24 protein-coding genes are annotated in these 23996 nt (G+C 68.4%); 8 read left to right on the forward strand and 16 right to left on the reverse strand.

All coding sequences use genetic code 11. The features are described from left to right. Positions 1 to 14: 14 nt before the first annotated feature. Entirely contained in the window at positions 15 to 935 is a 921-nt protein-coding gene (locus ACOOGH_RS07920; RefSeq protein ID WP_420448399.1) for an alkaline phosphatase family protein, read from the reverse strand. A gap of 144 nt (positions 936 to 1079) precedes the next feature. Between ACOOGH_RS07920 and ACOOGH_RS07925 the strand changes: the two genes are divergently transcribed. Beyond that, positions 1080 to 1556 (forward strand): hypothetical protein, encoded by a 477-nt coding sequence (locus ACOOGH_RS07925; protein ID WP_420448400.1) that lies wholly within the window; start codon positions 1080 to 1082, stop codon positions 1554 to 1556. Next, the gene (locus ACOOGH_RS07930; protein WP_420448401.1) at positions 1553 to 2260 is read left to right on the forward strand and encodes a hypothetical protein; all 708 of its coding nucleotides are present in this window, start codon (positions 1553 to 1555) and stop codon (positions 2258 to 2260) included. Before ACOOGH_RS07925 ends, ACOOGH_RS07930 begins: the two co-directional genes overlap by 4 nt. A gap of 4 nt (positions 2261 to 2264) precedes the next feature. Here the strand turns inward: ACOOGH_RS07930 and ACOOGH_RS07935 are convergent, their stop codons facing one another. Beyond that, positions 2265 to 3587, reverse strand: a complete 1323-nt coding sequence (locus ACOOGH_RS07935; protein ID WP_420448402.1) for a hypothetical protein — start codon at positions 3585 to 3587, stop codon at positions 2265 to 2267. 43 nt (positions 3588 to 3630) lie between these two features. Next, positions 3631 to 5262, reverse strand: coding sequence for a SulP family inorganic anion transporter (locus ACOOGH_RS07940; protein WP_420448403.1), 1632 nt, complete (start codon positions 5260 to 5262; stop codon positions 3631 to 3633). A gap of 74 nt (positions 5263 to 5336) precedes the next feature. On the opposite strand from ACOOGH_RS07940, the gene ACOOGH_RS07945 reads away from it, so the two are divergent. Continuing rightward, on the forward strand, positions 5337 to 6686 hold the full coding sequence (locus tag ACOOGH_RS07945) for a sodium-dependent transporter (RefSeq protein WP_420448404.1): 1350 nt from the start codon (positions 5337 to 5339) through the stop codon (positions 6684 to 6686). Between the two features lie 31 nt (positions 6687 to 6717). Here the strand turns inward: ACOOGH_RS07945 and pdxH are convergent, their stop codons facing one another. The 5 genes from pdxH to ACOOGH_RS07970 all read right to left on the reverse strand — a co-directional run bounded on the left by pdxH (position 6718) and on the right by ACOOGH_RS07970 (position 10431). Then, complete coding sequence (pdxH, locus tag ACOOGH_RS07950; protein ID WP_420450090.1) at positions 6718 to 7377, reverse strand: pyridoxamine 5'-phosphate oxidase; 660 nt, start codon at positions 7375 to 7377, stop codon at positions 6718 to 6720. A gap of 131 nt (positions 7378 to 7508) precedes the next feature. Continuing rightward, on the reverse strand, positions 7509 to 8777 hold the full coding sequence (locus ACOOGH_RS07955; protein ID WP_420448405.1) for an NAD(P)/FAD-dependent oxidoreductase: 1269 nt from the start codon (positions 8775 to 8777) through the stop codon (positions 7509 to 7511). Next, a complete protein-coding gene (locus ACOOGH_RS07960; protein ID WP_420448406.1) occupies positions 8774 to 9364 on the reverse strand; it encodes a sigma-70 family RNA polymerase sigma factor in 591 nt (196 codons plus the stop codon). The genes ACOOGH_RS07955 and ACOOGH_RS07960 overlap by 4 nt, the downstream gene beginning before the upstream one ends. Before the next feature lie 19 nt (positions 9365 to 9383). Continuing rightward, positions 9384 to 9815, reverse strand: coding sequence for an ArsI/CadI family heavy metal resistance metalloenzyme (locus ACOOGH_RS07965; RefSeq protein ID WP_420448407.1), 432 nt, complete (start codon positions 9813 to 9815; stop codon positions 9384 to 9386). A gap of 133 nt (positions 9816 to 9948) precedes the next feature. Beyond that, positions 9949 to 10431 (reverse strand): hypothetical protein, encoded by a 483-nt coding sequence (locus ACOOGH_RS07970; protein WP_420448408.1) that lies wholly within the window; start codon positions 10429 to 10431, stop codon positions 9949 to 9951. Positions 10432 to 10603: 172 nt separating this feature from the next. Between ACOOGH_RS07970 and ACOOGH_RS07975 the strand changes: the two genes are divergently transcribed. Continuing rightward, on the forward strand, positions 10604 to 11908 hold the full coding sequence (locus tag ACOOGH_RS07975) for a M20 metallopeptidase family protein (RefSeq protein ID WP_420448409.1): 1305 nt from the start codon (positions 10604 to 10606) through the stop codon (positions 11906 to 11908). Here ACOOGH_RS07975 and ACOOGH_RS07980 read toward each other — a convergent pair. The 5 genes from ACOOGH_RS07980 to ACOOGH_RS08000 form a co-directional block, all read right to left on the reverse strand. Beyond that, positions 11875 to 13665, reverse strand: a complete 1791-nt coding sequence (locus tag ACOOGH_RS07980; protein ID WP_420448410.1) for a carboxypeptidase-like regulatory domain-containing protein — start codon at positions 13663 to 13665, stop codon at positions 11875 to 11877. The two genes, ACOOGH_RS07975 and ACOOGH_RS07980, sit on opposite strands and share 34 nt — an antisense overlap. A 73-nt stretch (positions 13666 to 13738) precedes the next feature. After that, positions 13739 to 15754: a hypothetical protein gene (locus ACOOGH_RS07985; RefSeq protein WP_420448411.1), complete on the reverse strand. Its 2016-nt coding sequence runs from the start codon at positions 15752 to 15754 to the stop codon at positions 13739 to 13741. A gap of 200 nt (positions 15755 to 15954) precedes the next feature. After that, the gene (locus ACOOGH_RS07990) at positions 15955 to 16446 is read right to left on the reverse strand and encodes a hypothetical protein (RefSeq protein WP_420448412.1); all 492 of its coding nucleotides are present in this window, start codon (positions 16444 to 16446) and stop codon (positions 15955 to 15957) included. 21 nt (positions 16447 to 16467) lie between these two features. Beyond that, a complete protein-coding gene (locus tag ACOOGH_RS07995; RefSeq protein WP_420448413.1) occupies positions 16468 to 18684 on the reverse strand; it encodes a TonB-dependent receptor in 2217 nt (738 codons plus the stop codon). 158 nt (positions 18685 to 18842) lie between these two features. Further along, positions 18843 to 19199, reverse strand: a complete 357-nt coding sequence (locus tag ACOOGH_RS08000) for a hypothetical protein (RefSeq protein ID WP_420448414.1) — start codon at positions 19197 to 19199, stop codon at positions 18843 to 18845. A gap of 233 nt (positions 19200 to 19432) precedes the next feature. On the opposite strand from ACOOGH_RS08000, the gene ACOOGH_RS08005 reads away from it, so the two are divergent. Beyond that, positions 19433 to 19771, forward strand: a complete 339-nt coding sequence (locus tag ACOOGH_RS08005) for a copper resistance CopC family protein (protein WP_420448415.1) — start codon at positions 19433 to 19435, stop codon at positions 19769 to 19771. 175 nt (positions 19772 to 19946) lie between these two features. Here the strand turns inward: ACOOGH_RS08005 and ACOOGH_RS08010 are convergent, their stop codons facing one another. Both ACOOGH_RS08010 and ACOOGH_RS08015 read right to left on the reverse strand, forming a co-directional pair. Beyond that, entirely contained in the window at positions 19947 to 20135 is a 189-nt protein-coding gene (locus tag ACOOGH_RS08010) for a hypothetical protein (RefSeq protein WP_420448416.1), read from the reverse strand. A 145-nt stretch (positions 20136 to 20280) separates the two neighbouring features. Beyond that, complete coding sequence (locus ACOOGH_RS08015) at positions 20281 to 20811, reverse strand: DinB family protein (RefSeq protein WP_420448417.1); 531 nt, start codon at positions 20809 to 20811, stop codon at positions 20281 to 20283. A gap of 206 nt (positions 20812 to 21017) precedes the next feature. Between ACOOGH_RS08015 and ACOOGH_RS08020 the strand changes: the two genes are divergently transcribed. Genes ACOOGH_RS08020 through ACOOGH_RS08030 form a run of 3 tightly spaced genes read left to right on the forward strand, consistent with a single transcriptional unit; the run spans position 21018 to position 22989 of the window. Further along, positions 21018 to 21800 (forward strand): VOC family protein, encoded by a 783-nt coding sequence (locus ACOOGH_RS08020; RefSeq protein WP_420448418.1) that lies wholly within the window; start codon positions 21018 to 21020, stop codon positions 21798 to 21800. Beyond that, a complete protein-coding gene (locus ACOOGH_RS08025) occupies positions 21797 to 22735 on the forward strand; it encodes an MBL fold metallo-hydrolase (RefSeq protein ID WP_420448419.1) in 939 nt (312 codons plus the stop codon). Before ACOOGH_RS08020 ends, ACOOGH_RS08025 begins: the two co-directional genes overlap by 4 nt. Further along, positions 22732 to 22989 carry a hypothetical protein gene (locus ACOOGH_RS08030; RefSeq protein WP_420448420.1) on the forward strand — a complete coding sequence of 86 codons (258 nt, stop codon included), beginning with the start codon at positions 22732 to 22734 and terminating at the stop codon, positions 22987 to 22989. Before ACOOGH_RS08025 ends, ACOOGH_RS08030 begins: the two co-directional genes overlap by 4 nt. On the opposite strand, the gene ACOOGH_RS08035 is transcribed toward ACOOGH_RS08030, so the two are convergent. Then, complete coding sequence (locus ACOOGH_RS08035; RefSeq protein ID WP_420448421.1) at positions 22986 to 23996, reverse strand: hypothetical protein; 1011 nt, start codon at positions 23994 to 23996, stop codon at positions 22986 to 22988. The two genes, ACOOGH_RS08030 and ACOOGH_RS08035, sit on opposite strands and share 4 nt — an antisense overlap.

Raw genomic sequence — 23996 nt, forward strand, 5'->3', positions numbered from 1 at the left:
CTGGCGGTTCGCGTTCAGGGGCCGCTGGGGCCCCGGGAGAGCGGTTTCCCGTCGAGTCCGGCGTCGGGGTCGACCTCCATGCCGAGGTGATCGAGCGCCGTGACCGGGACATCCACGATGTAGGTGGGGCCGGATCCCGCCGCAGGCCAGCTTTGGGTTGCCACGCCGCTGGCGAGGATGAAAATCGTCATCTCTTCCGGCGAGTCCCCGCCGTGGCCGCCGTCTTCGCGCCGGCCGTGGTCCGTGCTGATGAGCACGAGCCAGTCTTCCTCCGCGTACGAGGGCCGGGCCCGAAGGGCCTCCATCAGCCAACCGACGTGGCGATCCGAGAGGGCGATCGCGTCGCGGTATTCGTCTCCGATCGATCCGTGCCGGTGACTCGTCTCATCCGGATTGCCCAGGTATACGAAGGCTGCATCGGGATCTGCCGCCGCAAGATGTTCCGCCGCGCGCGCCGCGACGACGCTGTCCGCCTCCGCCCACCCGAGGTCGTACCCGTCCACGGCGAACAGCGTGTCGATCGCGCCAGAGAGTACCGGGCCGCCCCCTTCGAGCGATGCGAGGGGCATCCAGTCGAGAGCCGCGAACGTGCCGAGGGTCGGACGATCGCCTTCGACGCGGGTGAGGAAACCCGGGTACTCCGCGTATCGCCGCCCCTCGAAACCGTTATCCAGCACACCGTGTTTCTCCGGCCACACGCCGGTGAGGATCGAAGACCAGGCGGGACCGCTCACGGATGGGGTCGTCGTGCGCGTGTCCGCCGTGTACCACCCGCTGGCGGCGAGGGAATCCATCACCGGGGTCGGCACGTCCGCGAGCACATCCGGGCGCACGCCGTCGATACCGATGAGCAGAACCTTGGGGGGGCCCCCGGTCGGGACCGTGCCGGCCTGCGGTCCGCAGGCACCCGCGGCGAGCAGGCTCGGAAGCGTCACCGCAATCGTGGCGACGGTACGGAGAGTCGGGGAACGGGTTCGACGGGCCATGCTTCCATGGTCGCCCAGGCTCCGGGCTCTGTGCAACCCGCGTGCGTAGACTCCGCTGGCGCGGCGGACGGCCCTCACGAAGATTGGAGAACCATGAATCGAACCACCCGCCGTGCCGTCCCGCTCCTTGTGCTGCTGCTCGCGGGCTGTTCAACCGCGCCCGTCTCCTTCCAGGGCGTCGCCCCGTCCGGGCTGGAGACCGCCTACCGGTGCGCGGTCGCGCAACTGAACCTCATGGATTACACGATCGAGGACGGCAACCTCGAGGCCGGCTTCGTCCGCGCGCGCAGGCAGACGTCCGGCGTCGTGCAGGAACTCTTCACCGGTGCCGCCCATCACGACATCCTGACGGCGAGCGTGTTCGACAATCCCGCCACGGGAAACACGCATATTCGCGTCGTCGCCTCGCGCGTGGCGGACCACGACATTGGCCTCGTGGCCGGGCTCGACGACGAGGAGGAACAGGGCGAGAACCAGCTCGGACCCTCCGACTCCGGAAAAGCGGACGCGCAGCGCCTCCTCACCAACTGCGGTGTCGTCGCCGTGACCGGGAGCTCGGCGTCCCGGTGATCCGGTCCTCCGGACTCGCAACCCTCGTCGGTCTCGCCGCCTGCCTGCTGGCGCCCGCCACGGCGCAGGCCCAGGACGAGATCCTCCTTCGCGTGACGCCCGAGGTCGGGTGGCTTTCAGCGGAGCACTCCAAGCGGGTGACGGCGGGCGGCGGGTCGAGCGAGAGCGCAACGACAGCCTCCGGTCCGACCTTCGCCGTGAACCCCTCGATCGGCCTGCGCAGGCGGTTTCTTGGCCCTCTGCTCGCGGGCCTTGAACTCGAGGGAGTGATCGCCAGCCAGGGGAAGATCGAGGGTACGATCGAGCCCACCCCGAACGGCCAACCGCACGACGTATGGCCCGGCGAGTGGGACCTGCGCGACCGGTTCGGAGTCGGGGGCAACGTGCTCCTGGGATTCAATGCCGGGGGCGGCGCGGCCCAGGGCTACGTGTTCGGCGGGATCCGCCGGATGTGGAGCGAAGTCGCCACCAGCGGCGTCAACCCGGAGAACGGAGAACGGGGAGAGCGACGTGAACAGCGCGCACGGTGGCCGACGACGGTCGGCATCGGCTTTCTGCTCGACATGGGCTGGCTGGTCGACGTGCGCTTTGGCTACGCGCGCTCCGTAACCGAGTGGACGCAGGAGATCCCCGATGTCCTGCTCGACTACGGGTATTCCGCCAGCGGGGTGACGCTCTCCGCGGGGATCGGCCTGCCCCGCTGACGGATCAGCGGACCTCGGCGGGCAACCTCCGGACGACGATGCTGGGGATGTCGAGTTCGTCGAGTTCAATGAAGGCGACGAGGCCGTCCGGTCCGAACGCGTCCGGCATCTCCGTGGCGCCGACCGTGAACGTCCCAACGTAATCTCCATCCGCACGCATCACGTCGATGGGACCGGCGGTGTCCCACGGCTCTTCTCCGCGCCGCTGAACCCAGAGCGTGCCTTCCGCCGTTGACCGCAGTGCGGAAAGGACGGGAATCTCCTCGAAGAACTCGCGGTTTTCGATCTCCTCCCGAGCCGCTTCCCTCATTTGCTGGACCATGGGGGAAGACTCCCCCTCCGCCGCGGCGGCCGCCAACCCCCCGAAGAAGCCCCCACCTCCCCCTTCCTCCAGGTTTCGCAGTTCGTGCTCGCGCACGGCCGACTGGATCCGTCGGGTCACGGGCCTTGGAGCCAACGGACGCGTCAGGCTTCGCATGACCCGGCCAGTGCGATCCGTCACTCTGATCCTGTAGGCGCTGGAGTCGGCGTAGATGATCCCGCCGTCCGGCAGGACATCCCAGAGCAGGCTCGGCTCGAACCACTTCTCGTCACCCAACGCCATGCTGACGATCGCCGAACCGTCCGCCAGGTCGGACAGGGATATCGCTTCCGCCTCGTCCCCGGCGTCGGGGGGTCGCCAGCCCTCGAGGATCTTCTCGGCGACCACCTCTTCGCCAACGAGATCGAGCCGCTCGAGTCCCCTCTCATCCACCTTCCCCGCGTCAGCCGTATCATCCCCTCCAGTAAACTCACTGAAGAGGTCCGTGAGCGCGCCCAGGCGCGACGGGGCCCCCTGGGCCACGACGGCCAGCGCACCCGGATCGGGTCGCAGTCCAAAGCGCATGTTGGTCACGCCGCCCAGCAAGTCGTCACCGCTTCCCATGCGGACAAACCGCTCGAACTCGCCGTCCGGGCCGAATACCTGATAGGCGTTGTGGCCCATGTCGGCGACGGCCAGACGCCCGTTCCGCCAGACGACGAAGGCCCCGGGCTGGTTGAACTCTCCCGGCCCTTCCCCGGGGCCACCAACGATGCGAACCAGCGATCCGGCCAAGTCGATCACGACGACGTGACCCGCGGAGGTGTCCAGGGCGTACAGGCGGCCCGCCGCGTCGAAGCTCACCTGCGGGGGCGTGCTGAACTCCGCCCATTCCGGCGCGTCGAAGCCGCCCACGCGGTACACCTCCGGAAAGTCGGCCGCCAGCGGCCTGTCCTGCGCTTCGAGGCCGTAGCTCGTGCCGAGAACACCGGAGAACACGGCGACGCCGAAGAGAATCCTGAGCATGTCGAAGTCCTCCTGACGAGGAGGGTTAGACCTCTCCCCCGTCTCAGTTTCGGGGGCTGAGCAGGTCCAGCGCCACCTCGCGAGCCTCATCCCTCGTTTCGACGATATGCTGCTCGGGCACGCCCGACAGGATGTCGAGCGCGCGCAGCGTCTTGTGTACGGCTCCGGAAACCGACAGGACGATGACCTCGGTGTCTTCGCTCTCCGCCACGTCCATAAGCTGCCTGATGAGCATGGCGGCGCTGTCATCCACGTAGGTCGCGGCGGAGAAGTCGAAGATGACGACCTCGTGGTCCTTGACGTCCTTTCCGATGACGCCGACCAGCTTGTGGGAAGACGCGACGGTGAAGGCGCCCCTTAGCTGCACGAGGCCGACCCTGGCCGAATATTCGCCCATCGCGTCCGCGCCCTCGAGTCCGGCGAAGAACGTGCGGTCGAGCAGCGGGACCGAGAGGACGTTGTCGAGTTCAAGGCCCTCCAGCTGCCGTGCGTGAGCCATCCCCGCGACGATGAGACCGATCGCGACTGCGGTCACGAGGTCGACGAACACGGTCAGGCCGAGCGTCAGCACCATGACGAAGAGTTGGTCGCGGCGGAGGCGGTGGATGCGGACCAGTAGGGGCCAGTCGATGATGTCCCACCCGACCTTGAGCAGGATGCCGGCCAGTACGGCGTGCGGAATCGGTTCCAGAGCCGGCCCCAGACCCAGCAGAACCCCCAGCAGGAAGATCGCACGCAGGGCCCCTGACACCCGCGTGAGGCCGCCGGCGCGGATGTTCACGACCGTGCCCAGCGTCGCACCCGCGCCCGGCAACCCTCCGAACAGGCCGGAGACGACGTTGCCGATGCCCTGGCCGACGAGTTCGCGGTTCGAGTCGTGCTGCGTGCCGGTCAGCGAGTCGGCCACGAGCGACGTGAGAAGGCTGTCGACCGAGCCGAGGAGGGCGAGGATGAGCGCCGCCTGAAAGGCCCGGGCCAGAAAACCGAAGGACGGCAGACCGAACTGGATCTCCGGCAAGCCGGTCGGGATGGCACCTATGATGGGCACGTCCGTCAGCCAGAACAGGCCAAGCGCCGTTCCGACGATGAGGGCGACGAGGGGACCCGGCAGCAGGCGTGACCACCGCCGCGGCCAGAAGATGCCGGCCGCGAGTGTGACGGCGCCGATGGCGAGCGCGTTGCCGTTCATGTTCGCCACGGCCGCCGGCAGCGCCCGCATGGCGCCGATGGGACCGCCCTCCGCCGGAGCGGCGCCCAGGAACGGCAGCGTCTGGATGAGCATGACGATGACGCCGATCCCGGACATGAACCCCGAGATGACGGCGTGCGGCGTGTAGACGACGAAGCGGCCGGTCTTCAACAGACCCAACGCGATCTGTATCAGCCCCGCCAGCACCACCACGGTGAAGGCCTCGCTCAGCGTGGACGCATGCGTGGTCACGACGACCGCCATCGCGACCGTCATTGAAGGGGTGGGGCCGGACATCTGGAACCGGTTGCCGCCGAAAATGGCCGCGAAGAAGCCGACGGCGATCGCGCCGTAGAGCCCGGCGGCCGCGCCGAGGCCCGACGCAACGCCGAAGGCGAGCGACACCGGGAGCGCGACCACCGCCGACGTCGCGCCTCCGAAGAGGTCGCCGCGGAGCGTCTGCAGATCGTATTTCACGGACGACACGTTTCGGGCATCCGGCACCTTTCCCCTGGGACCCTACTCTGGACGGAACCGCGCCCCCCGGCAACTGTTGGAAGATGAGTACGCCGCGCGAACGCTGGGGGAGCCCACTGGGCTTCATTCTCGCCACCACCGGGTTCTCGGTAGGGCTCGGGAACATCTGGAGATTCCCGTACCTGGCGGGCGAGAACGGGGGGGGCGCCTTCCTCCTCATCTATGTCCTGCTCGCGGTCCTGATCGGGATCCCGCTGTTCACCGCCGAGATCAGCCTCGGCCGCCGCGCCCAGGCAACGCCGCTGGCCGGGATGCGAAGGCTCGCGGGACGAAGCCCGTTCCGCGTGATCGGCTGGCTCGGCATTGGCGCCGCGTTCCTCATCATGTCGTACTACCAGCTCATCATGGGCTGGATCGCAGCCTACTTCGTCCGTGCTTTCCGAGGAGGCTACGACACCGGAAGCGTACAGGCGGCGGCGGAGTCGTTCGCGGCCTTCACCGCGCGCCCGGGAGAGGTTCTCGCCTATACGGTCCCCGTGATGCTGCTGGCGGGACTCATCATCACCCGGGGGCTGCGGCGGGGGATCGAGCGCGCGGCACGACTCCTGATGCCCGTCCTTTTCATTTTCCTCATCGGACTCGGGATCGTCTCGCTCCAGTTCGACGGGGCCTGGGAGGGCGTTCGCTGGTATCTCTCGCCCGACTTCTCGGCCATCGGTCCGCAGACGTGGCTCGCGGCCCTCGGGCAGGCCTTCTATTCCATCGGGGTCGGGATGATGGGCGCGTTCGTGTTCGGGAGCTTTCTGCACCCGCGTCACAGCGACATCCCCGGGAGCGCCGCCACCATCGTAGCCTGCGACACGCTCGCCGCGATCCTCGCCGGGCTCGTCATGTTCCCCGCCCTCTTCGCCTTCGGCATGGAGCCGGACCAGGGCGCGGGCCTCCTCTTCATCACGATGGCGGGTCTCTTCGGCCGTCTGCCGGCGGGCGAGGTGGCCGCGGCGTTCTTTTTCTTCTTCGTGTTCATTGCGGGGCTCACCTCGGGTCTCGCGCTGCTCGAGGCCCTCACGGCGAGCGCCATGGATTCGCTGGGCTGGAGCCGCCGGCGATCGCTGTGGACCGTGGTCGGGGTCATCCTCCTCGCGGGCGTCCCGCTCGCGCTCGGAGGCGGACCGTGGACCGCAGTGCAACTCGGCGGCCGCGGCCTGTTCGAACTGGCCGACTATGTGTCAGGGAACATCTTCCTCACGGTGGGCGGGCTCACGATCTCCCTCTACGTCGCCTTCAGCTGGGGGTTCGAACGGTTCCGGACGGAGACGAACCAGGGGGCGGGGCGCTTCCGGGTCACCGCGGCGTGGGGTCCGGTGATGCGCTTCATCGTGCCCGTCGCGGTGGGGCTTGTCGTGCTGGCCGGACTCGGGCTCCTGGGCTAGCGGCCCGACCGGCGTCCACCGGGCCGCTCCCTCACGGCTGCAGGCGGGTGATCTTCCAGCTTCGGTCGTGTGGTGCGTGGCTGGGTGTGTACTCGAGGCGGTCGTGCAGCCGGTTCGCCCGCCCCTGCCAGAACTCGATCCGGTCGGGAACGAGGACGTATCCACCCCAGAAATCGGGCACAGGCACGTCCCTCCCTTCGAACCGGGCCTCGGCCTCCGCCACCTGAGCTTCGAGCCCGGCGCGGTCGGTGATCGGACAACTCTGTGCGGAAGCCCACGCACCGATCTGGCTCCCGCGATCGCGCGTCGCGAAGTACGCCGCCGAGTCTTCCGTGGAGAGGCGCTCGACCCGCCCTTCCACGCGCACCTGCCGCTCCAGCACGGACCAGTGGAAGCAGAGCGAGGCGTGCGGGTTGTCGTCCAGTTCCGCGGCCTTGCGACTGCCGTAGTTCGTGAAGAAGCGGAAGCCGTCGGGGCCGACTCCCTTGAGCAGGACCATGCGCACGGAAGTCCGCCCTTCGTCGGTCGCCGTGGCGAGCGCCATCGACTCCGGCAGAAGCAGCCCGGAGGCCTTGGCGTCCCGGAACCAGTCGTTGAACAGGTCGTAGGGATCCTCCGCCGCCTCGAGTACCGGTAGACCTTGCGTCACTCCCCTGGTGAGCGTGCGGATCGCTCGCAGGTGCGCGCGCAGGTCGTCGAATTTGCTCACTCGGCTGGCCTCGGTACGGGGAATTCGGGTGCCCACAGTGTCCGTTGAGCAACGCGAACGGTCAACCCGGATCCCGGGTCGCGACGGTCACGCGGGGCTTGGGACCCGCGACGTCAGGCGAAGCGCGCCGGATCGAAGGGCGCGAGATCGATATCCGAACGGCCCTCGAGCACGAGTTGCGCCACCGCATGCCCCGTCGAGGGGGCGAGCGTGACGCCGAGCATCTGGTGTCCCGTGGCTACGCACACGTTGCGGAGCCCCGGCAGCCAGCCGATGGCCGGGAGTCCGTCCGGCGTCACGGGCCGCATGCCCACCCAGTCGACCCGCTCCGTTCCGTCCAGAGCCCCGGGCAGGTAGCGCCGCGCGGCTCGCTCCAGAATCGCGATGCGGCGCCGGTCGAGACGCCGGTTGATGCCGGAGAACTCCATCGTCCCGATCGTGCGTACCGCCCCGCGAAACGGGGTGAAGCCGATCCTCGCCGGGGTCACGTGCAGAGGCTGCGAGAGTCGCACCCGGGCGTTGCGGACGGTGATGCTGTAGCCTTTTCCCGCCTGCACCGGAAGCTTCGGCCCGAGGGTCGCCGCGAGAGCGGCCGTCTCGGCCCCCGCGGCGAGCACGAAGACATCGGCGCTGACCTCTTCCACCCGCTCGCCGTCCGTCCCGCCGGCTCCGGGATTCCGGGCGACCATGGCTCGGCACTGACGGCCTGCCCGCGTGAAGCCGACGACGCGCATTCCCGTCCTGATCACCACGCCGCGCGCCTGCAGACTCGCGGTCAGTGCGGCGCACAGCGACTCGGGGCGCACATGCGTGTCACCCCGCATGCGCAGGCCGATCAGTTCCCCGCCCAGATCCGGCTCCGCTTCCCTGAGTGCGTCGCGGTCGAGCATGTCAACCGGCCCGACCCGCTCCTCCCCCAGTCTGGCGAGCAATTCCGCGGACTGCCGGCGTTCGCCCTCGTCGTCGTAGGCCAGGATCGTCCCGCTCTCGGCACGCTCGAACTCCATCCCCTCTTCCGCGAGGCCGCGGTACAGCCGGGCCGTGGCCGCGTTCAGCGCCGCGAGGGCGGCAACCCCGGCCCGGTAGCTCTCGGCGTTACAGTGACGGCGGAAGGCCCACAGCCAGCCCATGAGCCGGGGCATGGCCGACGGCTTGATGTAGAGCGGGCTGTCGGAACGGAGCATCCAGCGCAGCGATGTCAGCGTCAGCCCCGGCGCCGGCAGCGGGCGGGAGATCGACGGACAGACCCATCCGCCGTTCCCCTCGGAACACCCGCCGCCCACGCGATCGCGCTCGACGAGGACGACCTCGGCGCCGCCGCGTTCCAGGTAGTGCGCGACGCACAGTCCGATGACGCCACCTCCGACGACGGCGACTCTCACCGAGCGGTCGACGGGCGTCGGGCGTCCGTGGACCCCGGCTCTTCAGACGCGCCGCGGGGCCGCATGTCGATCACGCCCCCCCGCCGGTCCAGCTCGAAGTCGCAGCAGTCCAGGAGTCGCCGCTTGAGCATCGTCCGCGCGCGCTGGACGCGGGACTTCATGCCCGAGACGCTCAAGCCAAGGCGGCGCGCGGCCTCGACCTGGCTGACTCCCCGAAAGGAGGTCAGCAGCAGCGCTTCGGCGTACTTCGGCGGCAGCTCCAGCGCGAACGGCAGCAGACACGCCTCCACATCGCGCCGGAGGGCTTCGTGGTCCTTCTCGTCCGGGGCCGGATCCGGCCCCGCGGCCTCCGCCCCCAGATGTTCGAGGGCGCGAAGCTCGACGGAGCGACGCCGGTGGTGGTCGGCGATGACGTTGGCCGCGACCCTGTAGGTCCAGGCCAACGGGTCCCGGGCCGCCGCGAGACTGCCCTGTCGTCGCAGCAGCCGCAGGAGGATGTCCCCCGTCACATCGTCCACCCATGACGGATCGACGCGACCGGCCACGTAGCGCCGCAGACGTGTCCGGAACTCCGACCAAGCGGGCATGGCCTCTCCGGACGCCACCTCAGGCACAGCAATCCTCGGAGTCCGTGGCACAGACCTCAGCCGCCGGGGCGATCAGCGCCTCGCCATCCGGCGCGTCGTCCGTGACCACGTACCACTCCCAGCGGAGGCCCTGCGGCTCATGAGACCAGACTTTCGTCTGCGTCGCGTGGCAACACACGGTCTCCTCCTCCACCGCCGTCAAGATGTCGGCCTCCTCCAACCGGTCGCCGGCCTCGCGGACCTGCGCACCGTCGAACACCTCCACACCCATGTGGTTCAGGCGCTCCTCCGCGCCCGCCTTCTCGATCAGCACGAGCTTCAGAGGCGGCTCGTCGATGGCGAAGTTCGCGTACCCCGGGCGGCGCTTGTGCGGCGTCGCGCCGAAGAGTTTTCCGTAGTAGTCCACCGCCTCGTCGATGTCCCTCACGTTGAGGGCAAGTTGCAATCGCATGGCACAGGCTCCTGAGTTGAGGCTCGAAGTTCGTCTTCCGGCGTCGTCCTCCGCTCTGTAAGACGCACGAGATGAGCGAAGGACGCAAGCGGGGGACGGGACGGAGGTCAGGTCGGGGTTGGCGTTGGCGAGATCACGGGGAGCAGGCCGCCTCGCCCGCCCGGGTCGCGTAAGGACGCGGCGTCGACACGCGCCCCTGGTAAATGGCGCATTCCAGCCTGGCCTCCCTCACCCGCGCGACGGCCGACCATCCGTCGCGGGTCGCTCGCAGGACTCGAACGCTCACGACCGGGTTTCCGCGAAAGCCCAGGTCCTCGAGAAACCTGGAGTACTCGCCGTGCTGCCGATGATGCGAGTCCTGAAGCCGGAGGAGTTCGTGCAGGGATGCAATCGCGAAGTCCCGCGGGCGCCGCGATGGCGCTCCGATGTCGCCGCTCGTCGTGATCTGCGGACCCGCCCCCGGCTCCCGGGCGGGCGCCACGATGGGCGTGGGGACGGGATCGCCCCCGCCCGGCCGAACGGTGAACACGGTGCAGGAAGCCAGCCCCCCGAGCCCCGCGAACAGCAGGAACGCGGCGAAACCCCGACCGACGTGATGGCGGATTCTTCTGTGCACGAAACACCTCTCAAAGCGGACCACCCCTGTGCGGGTCAAGTCTCGCGCCGGGCCCTCGGCACCGCCAGCCGCCCGCCGTTGCCTCCGCCGCCCGCGAGGGACAAGCTTCATCGCCCCGTTCGGGCCCTGGGCCCGTCGGCCGACCCATGTGAATCCGCAACCAGGACAGAACATGCGCACGCATCGCACCCTTTGGACTGTTTCGCTCCTCGCCACAGCCCTCGCCACCCCGCTGGCGGGGCAGGATCCCGCCGTGGACGCGGCAATCGACGACGTGATCGCCGAGATCGTCGAGATGCGTCACCAGATCCACAAGTTCCCCGAGCTCGGGAACCGCGAGTTCGAGACCGCCGCCATGGTCGCGGAACACCTGCGGGAACTGGGCTTCGACGAAGTCATCGAGGGGGTCGCGCACACCGGCGTGATCGGCATTCTCAAAGGTGGCCTCCCCGGCGACGTGGTCGCCGTGCGCGCCGACATGGACGCGCTCCCAGTCACCGAGAACACGGGGTATTCCTTCGCCTCCACGGTCCGCACCGAGTACGGCGGCCAGGAAGTCGGCGTGAGTCACGCCTGCGGCCACGACGTCCACACCGCGGTGCAACTCGGTGTCGCCTCGGTCCTCGCATCGATGCGCGACCAGATCCCCGGCACGATCAAGTTCATCTTCCAGCCGGCGGAGGAGGGACCGCCCCCCGGTGAGGAAGGCGGCGCGGATCTCATGGTTCGCGAAGGCGCGCTGGAAGGCGTCGTCCCCTCCGCGATCTTCGGACTCCACACGTTCTCGTCGATGGACGTGGGAACGCTCGGCTATACACCGGGCCCCGCCCTGGCCGCCGTCGACCACTTCAAGATCCGGATCATCGGCCGGCAGGCGCACGGCGCGCAGCCGCACACGAGCATCGACCCCGTCGTCATGGCCTCTCAGGCCGTCACCGCCTTCCAGACCATCCGGTCGCGCAGCCTGTCCCCGCTCGAGCCGAGCGTGATTACGGTCGGCATCATGCGGGGCGGCGAGCGCTTCAACATCATCCCGATGGAGATGTGGCTCGAGGGTACGGTTCGGACCTACAACCCGGACGTACGGGACGCCGTCGAGCGCCGCATGGACGAGATCCTCGACGGGATCACGCGGGCGGGCGGCGGTAGCTACGTGCTCGACTACGACCGGGGCACGCCGGCAACGATCAACGACCGCGACCTCACGGCGCAGATGGCCCCGACGCTGGCGAAGGTCGTCGGCGAGGAGAACGTCTTCGTCATCGATCCCACCATGGGAGGCGAGGACTTCGCCTACTTCGCGAACGAGGTGCCCGGGTTCTTCTACCGGCTGGGTTCGGTGAACCCGGAACTGGGCTCGGGGGGCCACCACACACCCGACTTCCGCGCGGACGACGCCTCGATCCCGATCGGAATGCGCGCGATGTCGAACCTTCTCCTCGACTACCTGAAGTCGCGGCGGCCCTCCACGGACTGATCCTCGGGAACGAAGACGTCGCGCCACGCAAGGCGCGTCACGAGTTCGAGCTCCACGCCCTCGTCAGCGCCCCGCGGCCGGAGCAAGACCGGCTCGCCGAGGGGGACGCCGCAGATCGCGAACCTGCCTCGCTCGTCGGATTCCCCGCCGGCGTACTCCGACTGTTCGGAGACGATAGCGCTACGACCCGAGCCCTGAAGCCGGCGCACCCGCCACACGACCTCGACCTCGACGTTCGGTGCCGGGATCCCAGTGTCGGCCTCGCGCGCGAACCCGACCACGGCGCCCGCGCTCCCACGGGGTGATTCGCCGGGACAGACGCGCTCGAACAGCGTGTCGCTGGAAGGCGTCCACAGCTCCACCGGGTCGCTGGTCCGATCGTCGACGACCACGCGGGACTCGTTCAGCCGCACGCCGGCCGCCCGCAACTGCGGGTGATCCACGCTCACGGCCCAGGTCCCATCCGGCAGCCCCGCGATCTGAAACGCGCCGGTCTCGTCGGTGATCGCGCTGAACGGCGTACTCGAGGGATCGGGACGGGGGGCGAAGGCCGCCGCGTCGTCCCAGTCTCGAATGACGACGTCCGCACCGGCGAGCGGCTCGCCGCTCGCGCTGTCGCGGACGAGCCCGGCGACGACACCCTCCCCGACCTCGAACGAGACCCCGCCCACGAAAGCGTCCGACACGGTGCCGCCGACCTGCCGGTACCCCACGAGGATGGCCGCCGGAGGCGTGGACAGGCCCGCTCGGCCGATGCGCCGCGAACGGCCTCCGATGGGGAAGCGGATCCACCAGTCGCGGACGTAGAACGGACCGTCGGGGAGCCGGTCGAAGGTGAGATCCGCGCCGACCAGAGCTCGCCTCGCGCGTAGCGGCAGCGGGACGTTTCGGTACTGGACCTGTACGCGCCTGAGCGCAGCGCTCTCCTCGGCCAGCCACAGCGTCCCCTCGATCTCGACCACATCGCGGCTGTCTCGCGGACGGAATGTGATCCCCAGCATCGACTCGTCTTCGACCACGTCCCGCCGCAGGCCGAAGCAGTGCGTATCCCTGAACTCCGGAGACAGGAGGACCGTCGCGTCCGGCGCGTAGAAGGTGGAGGAATCCGGCGTCACAATCGCATAGCCGGCATCCTCGAGGCGGGAGGCGGGCAGGCTCCGGAAGGGGGGCAGGCGCACATGCCGCCGCGTGCGACTCTCCGACTCGAGCGTCGCGAGGCTCTCGGGTTCGAGCGTGCGCTGGTACTCGGTCAGCGTGAACGTCACCTCGCCCCGATCCTCGGCCCACACCGCCGTCTCGAGCGCCTTTCGCGCCTCCTCCCACACCGTGGAGAGTTCGGCTCCCTGGCTCGGGTCGTCGAGGCACGAACTGGTCACTGCCACCCGGATGTCGCCGAGCTGCACCGGACGCGGAGGGACTTCGATGGTCAACGCCAGCCGCTGCCCCGCGGTCAGTTGGTAGGGCTCGGTGACCCAGTCGGTATAACCGATGCGCTTCACCTGGATCCGGTACGTGCCCGGTCCGGGCGCCCGCAGCGAGAACGCCCCGTCCGCCGCCGTGAAGTCGGCCTGAACCGCCTCGTCCGCTGCGTTCAGGAGGCTGATGAACCCGCCGGAGATCAGCGGGCCGCCATCCGTCTCCCGCACGATGCCGTTGACTGTCTGGGCCGCGAGGGGCGCCACGACCCACGGCCACGAGGCCAGAGCGGCGAGCAGACCCGCGGCGAGCCAGGTCGTCGAGACCCGGACGCGTGTCATGCAGAGATACCTCATGCCGCAATGTCGCGAGGCGCCACCATCGGCGCCAACCCGAGCCGCTAAGGGCCCGCGATCAATCAGCCAGACGCAACGCCATCAGCGTGTTCGGCGCCTGGATGACGACGTGCTGCTTTCCATCGTGCATGTACGTCATCATCCCGTAGCGCGGCTGCGCCGGAAGCTCCACCTGCCCCAGCCGCTCGCCCGTCGCCTTGTCCACGGCGAACAGGTAGGACGTCCCGTCGCTTCCCTCGCCCGTGTACATGAGGATCGTGCTCGTGACGATCTGCGCCGCCTGCCGCCCGGTCCCCGTATTCGGGATCTCCATGCCCTGGAGCGCGTCGTGCTCCAGCACGCCGTCCGGCGTGTCTCCTACCGGAATCCACCACAGGTGCTCGCCCGTGTTCATGTCGATCGCCGTGATCCGGCTGTACGGGGGCTTGAAGAGCGGGAGGCCCTGCACCCGCCGGACACCCGCGAACCCCCCGACGGCGAACTTCGTGATCGTCGTCCCCGTCTGGGCGGGCTCCCGCGCGTCGCGCTCCTCGCCGGGCACCATGATGCGCGACCCGCACCCCTTCTGTGAGGTCACGTACAGGATGCCCGTCTCCGGATCCGCGGCCGGCGTTCCGTCGATGTTCGTCCCCCCGACATCTCCCGGACACCACATCGAGGCCACCTTGCCGAGGTCGTTGTCCCGGTGCAGCGGCGGCGTGAACAGCGGCCCGATCACGTAGTCATCGAGCGCTTCGATCGCGGCCTCCCGCAACTCCGGCGTGAAGTCGATCAGGTCGTCGTGCGTCAGCCCCTGCATGTCGTACGGCGCCGGCCTGGTCGGGAACGGCTGCGTCGGCGAGAGCGCCTCCCCCGGCATGAGACCTTCCGGCACCGGCCGCTCCTCAATGGGCCAGATCGGCTCGCCCGTCTCCCGGTTGAAGGCATACGCGAAGGCCTGCTTCGTGACCTGTACGACCGCCGGAATGTCCTCGCCATCCACCGTTACGTCCATCAGCAGCGGGATCTGCGGCGTGTCGTAGTTCCATATGTCGTGGTGCACGAGCTGATAGTGCCAAACCCGTTCTCCTGTTTGCACATCGAGCGCGATCAGGCTCGTAGAAAACAGGTTGTCTCCCGGACGGAAGCCGCCCCAGAAATCCATCGTGGCCCCGTTGGTGGGGACGTAGACGATCCCCCGCTCCTGGTCCGCCGAGAGCGGCGCCCACGAGGAGATATCGCCCGTCCACGACCAGGCGTCGTTCTCCCACGTCTCGTGCCCGAACTCGCCCGGACCCGGGAGGACGTTGAACTTCCACATGAAGTCGCCGGTGCGCGCGTCGTAGCCCAGGATGTCGCCGGGGACGTTCTCGCGTCGCGACTGGTTGTAGCCCTGCTCGGCCGAGTTTCCGACCACGATGACGCCGTTGACGACGATCGCAGGCGATGAACTCGTGATGTAGCCGGTCTCGAGCGGGATCCCGTCGTACGGATCGAATTCATGCCCCAGCCCGGCGAGCAGATCCACGACGCCGGACTCCGGGAAACCGGGGACGCCGACGGGTCCGCCGAATCCCTCCACATGTTCGCCCGTGTCCGCCCACAGCGCGTGCAGGAAGAAGGCGGGGCTCACCATGTAGACGACCGCGCGGCCATCGATCTCCCCGTACGCGACACCCTTCCCGTGATTCTTCCGCATCGAGTATTCCCAGCGGAACGTCTCGGGTTCGACGTACTCCCAGATCTTCTCTCCGGTGCCGGCGTCGATGGCGTACGTGTGCCGCTTCTCGCCTGCCACCGAGATCAACATCCCGTCCACGTAGATGGGCGTGGCGCGCGCGTTCACCGCCGGGTAGTCCGACCCGTCCCATACCCAGGCGACTTCGAGCTGGTCGAAGTTCTCCGCGTCGATCTGGTCGAGGGCCGAATAGCGCTGGCCCATGTCGTTGCCGGCGATGTGCTTCCACTCCGCGTCATTCGCCGGGCTTCCGCCACCCTCCGCGCAGCCCGCCAAGGCGACGCCGAGCGCGAGCAGGAGGGGGAAAGGGCGGAACACGGACGGCGGCGCGGTGGCTGTGGCGCGTGCGTTGCTCATCGAGACCTCGGTTCAACGGGAGACAGTCGACGCGGCCGCGGACGGGTGGCGGCACACGGATGCTGAACATGAGCCGCGCCCAATCCGGCGGTCAAGCGACGCGGATCGCGGGTGAGCCTGCCTTGCCGGAAAAAACAAACCCTCCCCGGAGAATCGCCCCGGGGAGGGTTTGCGGGACTCCTGCGACGGGCTGAGCCGTGCTAGCCGTCGTCGTGCTCGTGCACATGCACGTGCAGTGGTTCGGTGACGAAATCCGCGTGTCCCGACCCGACCGCGCCGTGCATCAGGCTGAAGGTGATCTCGGTATCGCCCTCCATCCCTCCGTGCAGGTGTCCTCCGAACTCACCGGGGGTGTCCTGCTCGAACTCGGCGACGGACTCGTTCGCAACGTCCACCTGGAGGTAGAAGTCATCGTCGAGCGGAACCGCCTGTGCGTTGTGGTCCACGAACATGACGCCGATATGGGCGGTTTCCTCGCCGGGCTCAACCTCCAGTTCTCCCGTCCACTGTCCGGTCTCTCCATCATAGGCTGCAATGTTCTGGCCGCTCAGCGACAGGATCACGCCCTCGACTTCTGCGCCGTGATCATCGTGATCGTCAGCCGGCTCGGTGGCACTGTCACCGCACGCGGCAAGTACCAGGAGTCCCGCGGTCAGCAGGGCAAGCGGCACTTTGGGCTTGAAGTGTTCCATTTCTCTTCACCTCGTTGTGTTCTAGAAGACTACGCGATATGCCACGGTGATGGACCTCCCCGCCTGGGGCATGATCTCCTTCACGCGCGACAAGTGGTTTCTGTATACAGTGTTGCCAAGATTCTCACCCCGTACCGTGATCACGTTCAGCCGCCCCATGACCGTGACCCGTATGCCGGCGGAGAGATCGAAAACCGCATATCCATCGGTCGGGCTCTCGAAGGGACCCGTCCTGTCCTGACGAGCCGCAACCCGTGTTTCGGCTTCGACGAACCAGTTGCGAGGCGCGTAGCCGATGGCGAAGCGCCCCTGCAGCGGCGGGATCAGGGGAAGCGGTTCGTCGGTCGCCTTGATCCTGCCCCGGACGTACGAAGCCACCGCCTCCACAGTCAGATCCCCGACCATCGCCCACTCGAGCGCGCTCTCGAATCCGGTGAGCACCGCGTCTTCTCCCTGGAACTGGAAGATCGGCAGCCGCACGCGGCTCAGCTCGCCGGTTTCGAGTGGAAAGACGTAGTCCGCAATGGCATTGTGGAACCACGTCATCTCGGCGTTCAACCGATTCCCGGTCAGCCGGACGAACAGGTCGATACCGGTCCCGCGCTCCATCTCGAGCGACGGGTTTCCCACCTCGAAGGCGTAGGCCGCCAGATGAGGACCCTCCGAGAAGAGTTCGTTGACGCTGGGGGTGCGGAAGGCCCGGGCGACGGTAGCGCCCACCGTGAGGCTCCGCGTCAGTTGCGCCAGAGCCCCGAATGATCCGGATGCCGCGCCGAAAGACCTCTCCCGGATATGGCCGATTTCGGATGTGGGATCTTCCCGGTCGGGCCGCACGCGTGCCCAGTCGTAGCGAAGGCCCGCTTCCAGGCGTATCGGATTCAGATCGACCTCTTCCAGCGCGAACACGGCAAAGGAGGTATGCGTGGAGTTCGGCGTGAAGAGTGAGCCGCCGAATCCGAAGTCCTCCCAGGAAGTCCGCGTCCCCACTCCTCCCGAGGAAAAAGGGCCCCAGCCGCCGTGGCGTGCCAGGATCTCACCGCTCACCGTCTGCCGCTCGAAGAGCGTTCCCAGAATGTCGGGGGGTTCGATCTCCCTGTGCTCGTACCAGGTGTGTCCCGCGTCGATCTCGATGCTCTCGAAGACCGCTCGGGGCCGGAGCACGCTGCGCAGCCTTGTCGCGGTCCGCTCCATCTCCACGCGAACCCCGGCCTCGTGACCTCCGACGAAGCCGCCGGGGATGCCGTAGTCGTTGCCGTAGTAGCGGAAGGTGGCGCCGGCATGGCCCCAGTCGCCCACCCACGAGGTGCCGCCGGAAAGCTCCCGAATATCCGTGCTGGTATTCTCCAGGGATCCGACCGGGGTCTCGAGGTCGCCGCTGCTGCGGCGCGAGAGTTCCAGCCGCACGGGAATGTGGTCCGTCAGGCCATAGGTGAGATTCAGGCTTCCGCTCGCCGCGTTGCTGACGCTCTGTCCCTGAAGGGTGAACGCGCCCGTGAGGTGGTGCGGCACCGATGAGGGCACGTCATCGCGGACGACGTTGATGACGCCCCCCAACGCGTTGCTGCCGTACAGGATCGCACCCGGTCCGCGGATCACCTCGACGCGACGCGCCGACGATGCGTCGAGCGCCGTGGCGTGGTCGGGCCCGCTCGCAAACTCGTCGCCGACCCGCTCCCCGTCCTCGAGCATCAGGATTCGGTCTCCGCTCAGGCCCCGGATCACCGGATGCGCGGAGCCGGGCCCCATGCTGCTCACCGCCAGTCCGGGCTCGGAGGACAGCGTCTCCGCCAGGGTTCCGGCCAGGCGACGTTGCAGATCTTCTCCCGCGAACACGCTCGTTGGGCGCAACACTTCGTTCACCGCGCGCGCCACGACCGATCCGGTGACCACGAGGTCCGGCAGGGAGATGGGATTGGCTTCCATCTCCACCACCACGATCTCCTCCCGCGATGCATCCACTTCCAGCGAAACCGTGCGGTAGCCCAGTCGTTCGACCCGTACCGCGTAGATGCGCAGGCCCGGCACCCGGATGTGGAATGTGCCGTCACCGTGCGAGACCGCCATGCCACCCGCCGCTGCGACGGAGACGAGGGCGCCGGCGAGAGGCTCCTTGGAGTCGCCATCCTGTACGACACCCTCGATCTCGCCCGCGTGCTCAACCTGCGCGGACGAACCGACGGCTCCAAGAGCCATTGCCAGAACGGCCGGGATGAAACCGGCCAGACGCCTTATCACCATGCACAGCCTTTCGAGACCCACCGAAGACCACTCCTGCTTCGAGGAGCGCGGTGCGTCTCGCTGAAATGCTTCAGCGGGTAACGTGTGTTTCGGGAGACTTGCGATCCGCCGCCCATGGGGCGGTGGGGGGCTTCCGGGACGATCTGCCCGGCAGCGGGTCAGGCGCGGGGAGGGGCCCTGGGACCGCTCCCGCCGGGCGGAATCGGGCGGCGATGCCAGGCGGTGGCGGCCGGGGTGTCGGGGCTGGTCTCGAATGCCAGCGGTAGGTCGATCAGAAACAGAGGGGGGAACCCCAGCGAAACCGTGCGAGACAACTGGCACAACAGGTGGCTGTGCCCGGTGTCGCAGTGCTCGCTGTCTTCCCCTTCGAAGTGCGCGACGGCGCTCGTGGCTCCGGCTTCAAGCACCGCATCCGCCGCCGGCAGGACGGCGAACGCCACGGCCTGAAGGAGGACGATGACCAAAACGCCGAACCGGTGAGGATCCCGCGGCTGTTGAGGAGAGGTCAGCTTCACAGCTATGCCGCTAGAGTATTCCGAGTGCCGTCGCAGGGCACTCCAGATCAGGGCATCAAGCTGAGTTAGGGGGGAGAACGAGTCAAGCCGGCAGCCCTGTCCAACCTGGAGGAGTTTGCCACGCGTGGTTGAACGGGTAGCATTTGGAAGGTGTCCTCGGAGGCAAGCGGTCGATACGCAGTCGTTCGACCTCGGGTCAATGCAGAAGCGTACCAGGATCGGGACGAAGTCAGATGGGCAGATGGATTCGAGACCGGGCAGTCGTCGTGGCGACCGCCGTGCTGGCGACGGCGGGCATCTACGTCTGCGCCCACCTCTCTCTGAAGGAGTCGTATCCGAAGAAGGGCGAGACGATGAGCGCGAGCCCCGAGACGGTCACGCTCTGGTTCACGGAGGCGCCCCAGATGGCCGGGACGTCCGTCCGGCTCCTGCCGAAGGGGGACGAGCCCCTTGACCTCAAGCCGGCGGCCGCGAAAGAGGACGACCCGAGCGTCGTCGTGCTGGAGGTGAGCGAGAGGCTCGCGAACGGCGACTACGAGGTCATGTGGCGAGCCATGATCTCGGGCGGATAATCGCGCAGCGCCGTCTCGGCCGGATCCCTGGCGACCGACGAACCGGAGCGACACGAGGATGTCCGCCCACCCACAGCCCCAACAGCTCCTTGTTGCCCTCGAGCGTCAGGGCGACTTCGGCTTCACGGTCCAAGCCGCCCGCTAGGATTCGGATACCCAGCTTCGGGAACCGGCCTCAAAGTTCCGCGAGCGCCTCGGCGTTGAAACCGACCAGCAGCGTGGTGTCCGCCAGCACGATCGGCGCACGGTATTTGCCCGTGGGACCCTTCAGGGCGTCGAGTTCGGTCTCGGCGGGGTCCAGATCGCGGCGGCTTCTGCCCCGGGCGATGACCACCCGCTCGGCGGCCGCCAGCAATTCCCTCACCTCTTCATCGCTCAGCGGAGTCTTCGTCGCCGACCTTTCCTCCGCGATCGCTGCCCCAGTCTCATCGAACACCGCACGGGTGCGTTTGCAACTCGTTCAGCCCGGGCGTTGGTAGAAGAGCGTAATCTCGGTCATCTCGATCTCCTCAGGTCGCGTCGGGAGTGCCCACATACCGCTCCCGGAGCACGTCCCTGTGGTGAAGTTCGTGCCCGGCGATGATGTGGATCAAGGCCCGGACGGTAAACTCGAAGCCACTCGCGGTTCCGCGGCGGGACAGCGTCTCTTCATCGAACGACGCGAAGAGCGCCGCGTTGGCCGCGCGCAGCCCCCGGAACTCGTCCAGCAGATCGGCCACGGACCTCTCGCCCGAGTTCGACGCCGCGGCCCACTCGTCCTGGTCCATGCCCGGCAGCTCCGCGGTGTCCCCGCGCGCGAGGTGCAGCACCCGGTATGAGAAGAGGCGCTCGGCATCGATCACGTGCCCCAGCACTTCGCGAAGCGTCCACTTTCCGGTCTCGTAAGCGAAGTGCTCGCGCTCTGTGGGAAGGCTCGAGAGGAGCGCCTCCAGCGTAGCGGGAGCTTCGCGGAGGACGTCGACCAGAGGCCGGTCGTGCGGCACGCGGTCGATATACATGGAATAATAGTCGGCGTGTTCGTCGGATCGCGGGCGTTTCATGGCCGGCAAACTATCGACCTCGGGGCCACCACGTCATCTTGTCCGCCATGATCCACCGCTCAACTACGGAGACCCGGCCGACAGCGGCGTCGTGTCGCGGGCGCCGCAAGGCGTCTGCCTGCGCGCGGGGCGTGCTGGCGATGGCCGCCTGCGCCCTGCTCGGAGCGCCGTCGATCGCGCGCGCACAGGGAACCTCGGAGGCTTGCGTGGCCCCGGGTTCCCCGCTGCGGCTCGACCACGTCCCCGTCGCCGTCGACGATCTCGCCGCCCTCGCGCAGCGCCTCACCGAGGAGTTCGGTTTCCGCGTCCGGAGTCCGGCGCGGGGCGAGAACGGTCTTGCGACGGCCGCGATCTCTTTCGCAGACGGCACGCGACTCGAACTGAGGACGGTGGAGACCGCGCCCGGCACCGATGCGCCGGGCGCCTCGGAAGCGGGACGCTACCGGGACCTCATTGCCGATGGCGGAGGCGGGGCGTATCTGGCGCTCGCTGCCCCGGACCTGGCGGAGGTCCTCGAAGTCGCCGGGGAGATCGAACCCGAGTTGGCCGCCGCCCACTCGGGGACCGGCAGCCGGGCGGGCTTCCCGCGGGGACATCCCCTGCATGCCCTGCTCATCGTCGGACCGGAAACGGAAGACGTGGAGCGGTCCGGCGCGGAGGCACACACGAACGGTGCCGAGGGGCTCCAGGCGGTGTGGGTGATGGTGGAGGATCCTGATCGCCTGACGCGGCTCCTGCTCGCCTTCGGAGCCCGCGACTGCGGCGCGTCGCGGCACCCCGAACACCTGTACGGGCGCGCCCTCGGGATTCGCGGCGGAACCGTCTACATCGTGGACGCGCGCCTCTGGATGGCCGACCCGGAGTCCGCTCCGGTCGTGTCCCTGACTGTACGTGGAGGGCCGGAGTCGATCTCCGACAACATCGTACTCGGCAACGCCGGCGGCCTCTGGATCGAATTGCGACCCGCGGCCCCCAGGGAGAATGGATGACGATTCACACCCTCGATGCGCGGACCTCGATCATCGATCTGGAGTTTCAGGGGTACGCGCTCGCCATCGGAACCGGCGTGCTGGAATCCAGCGAGGGGATCGCGCTCGTGGATCCCGGGCCCACAACCTGCCTCGGGGCGCTGGAGGCGGGCCTCGGGGAGGCGGGGTTCGAGCTCGCCGACGTGCGGACCATCCTCCTGTCTCACATCCACCTCGATCACGCCACCGCCGCCGGGACGATCGTGAGCCGCGTGCCTGAGGCGCGGGTCTACGTTCATCCCGTGGGGGCGATCCACATGATCCGGCCCGAACGGCTTCTCGCCTCTGCCGGCCGCATCTACGGCGACCAGATGGAGTCACTCTGGGGCGAGTTCCTCCCGGTTCCCGCGGAGTCCGTCACGGCAGTGGACGAGGGGGATTCGGTCCGATTGGGGGATCGGACGCTCCGCGTCGCCTACACGCCCGGCCACGCGAAGCACCACGTCGCCTACTACGAGGAGGATACGGGCACGGCCTGGGTCGGCGACGACGCCGGCATCCGCATCCCGCCGGGGGACGTGATCCCGGTCACCCCGCCGCCGGATGTCGACGTCGAGGCGTGGAACGCGACCATGGACCGCATCATGGAGTGGGCACCGGGCCGCATCGTTCCGACCCACTTCGGAGCGGTCGAGGATCCTGCCGCGCATTTTGCCGAGTTGCGGGAGCAGCTGGCAGGTTGGACCCGCCGCGTGCGCGAGTCGCTGGGGAACGAGGATCCCGCGGACCCGGATACGTCCGCCGACCCGGCTCGGGCGCGAGCATTCGCGGCGTGGGTCGAGGAGGACCTGCGCGCACGCATGCCGGCAGAGCCGGTGGACACCTACGTCAACGCCTTCGGGGCGCGAGATTCCTGGTGGGGCCTGGCCCGCTACTGGCGAAAGAGAGCCGCATGAGGCGCCATGCCTCCGGTATCGCGAGCTTCCTCGTCCCGGGTCTCGGCCAGCTGGCGCAGGGTCGGGTCCGCGCGGCGGGCGTTTCGGTCGCCAATGCCGGACTGCTGGTGTATGCCGGCAACCGCGGGCTGTCGGATGGCCATCTCCTGGACCTCATGTGCGCCGTGGTCTGCGCAGCCGTCCACGTGCTCCAGGCGCTCGAGGCCGTGGAGTACGAACAGCTGTCGAGGTCGGGGACCGGCGAGGCCGGTTAGCTGACGGCGGGGCGCACCACGACGGTGATCTCCTCGTCGGCGAACAGGCCGCCATCGTCGGCACGGCCGCGGAGGATGTAGGTGCCGGGCCGCGAGAACGTCACCGTGACCGTCCAGCGGCCGTCCTCCGGCAGGTCCGGCGGCCTCCAGAGCGGCGCCCACGGCGAGTTCGCGCCCGTGCGCGTGTCCTCCCACACCTTCACCTGTGGCGGGTCGAACGTCACCTCCCCCTCCCCGCGGTAGACGAACCACGACATGAAGAGGCCATTCACCTTCTGCACCGTCACCCGCGAGGGAGGTCGGAGCTGGCGGCCGCTGAAACTGGGGACCGCGTTGGCGATCGAGTCCACGCGGGCGGAGTCCTCGGCGGTCTCCGGGGGATCCGGCGGTCCCTGGCGGAAGGCCCTCAGGAGGCTGTCATCCTCCACGATCACGCTCACCGTGACCGGCTGGCCGACGATGGCCTCTCGCGTGCGCTCCCCCTCGAGCGTGATCGTCGGGGGCTCATTCGAGCGCATCTCGGCGTTGCTGGAACCGGCGCCCAGCGCGCCCGTCTCCGACATGATCACCGTGTTGTCCACGATGTAGTCGGGACGCAGCGAGGCGTACGCCTTCTCGGTGACGCCGTGGCTCGTGAGCGTCCACACGAGCTCCTTATCGCCCCAGTCCGCCGGCACCCGGACCTTGAATACGAAGCGGTTGCGGCGCGGGAGGAAATGGGTCGGCTGCCCCCGGTCGGCGAGTCCCGGCGAGAACGTGTTGTCCTCGCCCACGGGGACGTCGATCTCCTCGAGCCAGTTCCGGTTCATGTACCCGAAGAGGAAGTTGAACGACCCGTCCTCGTTCTGCTCCCAGCCCTCGAACGCCGGAGCCACGTTCTGGCCGCGCGCGTAGGTCTGGGCCACCACGCCTGAGGACGCGGCGGATGTGGCGAGGATAAACGCGACGAGCAGCAGTGTGCGGCCCCCGGGCCGCGCGACCCGAGGCATGGAAACCGGTTCGGCCAC

Source organism: Candidatus Palauibacter sp., from assembly GCF_965213655.1.
Classification (GTDB): domain Bacteria; phylum Gemmatimonadota; class Gemmatimonadetes; order Palauibacterales; family Palauibacteraceae; genus Palauibacter.

Excerpts from the sequence above, each read along its gene's own strand:
- ACOOGH_RS08030 (WP_420448420.1), top strand. The coding sequence starts at position 22,732 with ATGAGGCGCCATGCCTCCGGTATCGCGAGCTTCCTCGTCCCGGGTCTC.
- ACOOGH_RS07960 (WP_420448406.1), bottom strand. The coding sequence starts at position 9,364 with ATGCCCGCTTGGTCGGAGTTCCGGACACGTCTGCGGCGCTACGTGGCC.
- ACOOGH_RS08005 (WP_420448415.1), top strand. The coding sequence starts at position 19,433 with ATGGGCAGATGGATTCGAGACCGGGCAGTCGTCGTGGCGACCGCCGTG.
- ACOOGH_RS07965 (WP_420448407.1), bottom strand. The coding sequence starts at position 9,815 with ATGCGATTGCAACTTGCCCTCAACGTGAGGGACATCGACGAGGCGGTG.
- ACOOGH_RS07925 (WP_420448400.1), top strand. The coding sequence starts at position 1,080 with ATGAATCGAACCACCCGCCGTGCCGTCCCGCTCCTTGTGCTGCTGCTC.
- ACOOGH_RS07945 (WP_420448404.1), top strand. The coding sequence starts at position 5,337 with ATGAGTACGCCGCGCGAACGCTGGGGGAGCCCACTGGGCTTCATTCTC.
- ACOOGH_RS07990 (WP_420448412.1), bottom strand. The coding sequence starts at position 16,446 with ATGGAACACTTCAAGCCCAAAGTGCCGCTTGCCCTGCTGACCGCGGGA.
- ACOOGH_RS08015 (WP_420448417.1), bottom strand. The coding sequence starts at position 20,811 with ATGAAACGCCCGCGATCCGACGAACACGCCGACTATTATTCCATGTAT.
- ACOOGH_RS07935 (WP_420448402.1), bottom strand. The coding sequence starts at position 3,587 with ATGCTCAGGATTCTCTTCGGCGTCGCCGTGTTCTCCGGTGTTCTCGGC.
- ACOOGH_RS07980 (WP_420448410.1), bottom strand. The coding sequence starts at position 13,665 with ATGACACGCGTCCGGGTCTCGACGACCTGGCTCGCCGCGGGTCTGCTC.
- ACOOGH_RS07995 (WP_420448413.1), bottom strand. The coding sequence starts at position 18,684 with ATGGTGATAAGGCGTCTGGCCGGTTTCATCCCGGCCGTTCTGGCAATG.
- ACOOGH_RS07985 (WP_420448411.1), bottom strand. The coding sequence starts at position 15,754 with ATGAGCAACGCACGCGCCACAGCCACCGCGCCGCCGTCCGTGTTCCGC.
- ACOOGH_RS08025 (WP_420448419.1), top strand. The coding sequence starts at position 21,797 with ATGACGATTCACACCCTCGATGCGCGGACCTCGATCATCGATCTGGAG.
- ACOOGH_RS07975 (WP_420448409.1), top strand. The coding sequence starts at position 10,604 with ATGCGCACGCATCGCACCCTTTGGACTGTTTCGCTCCTCGCCACAGCC.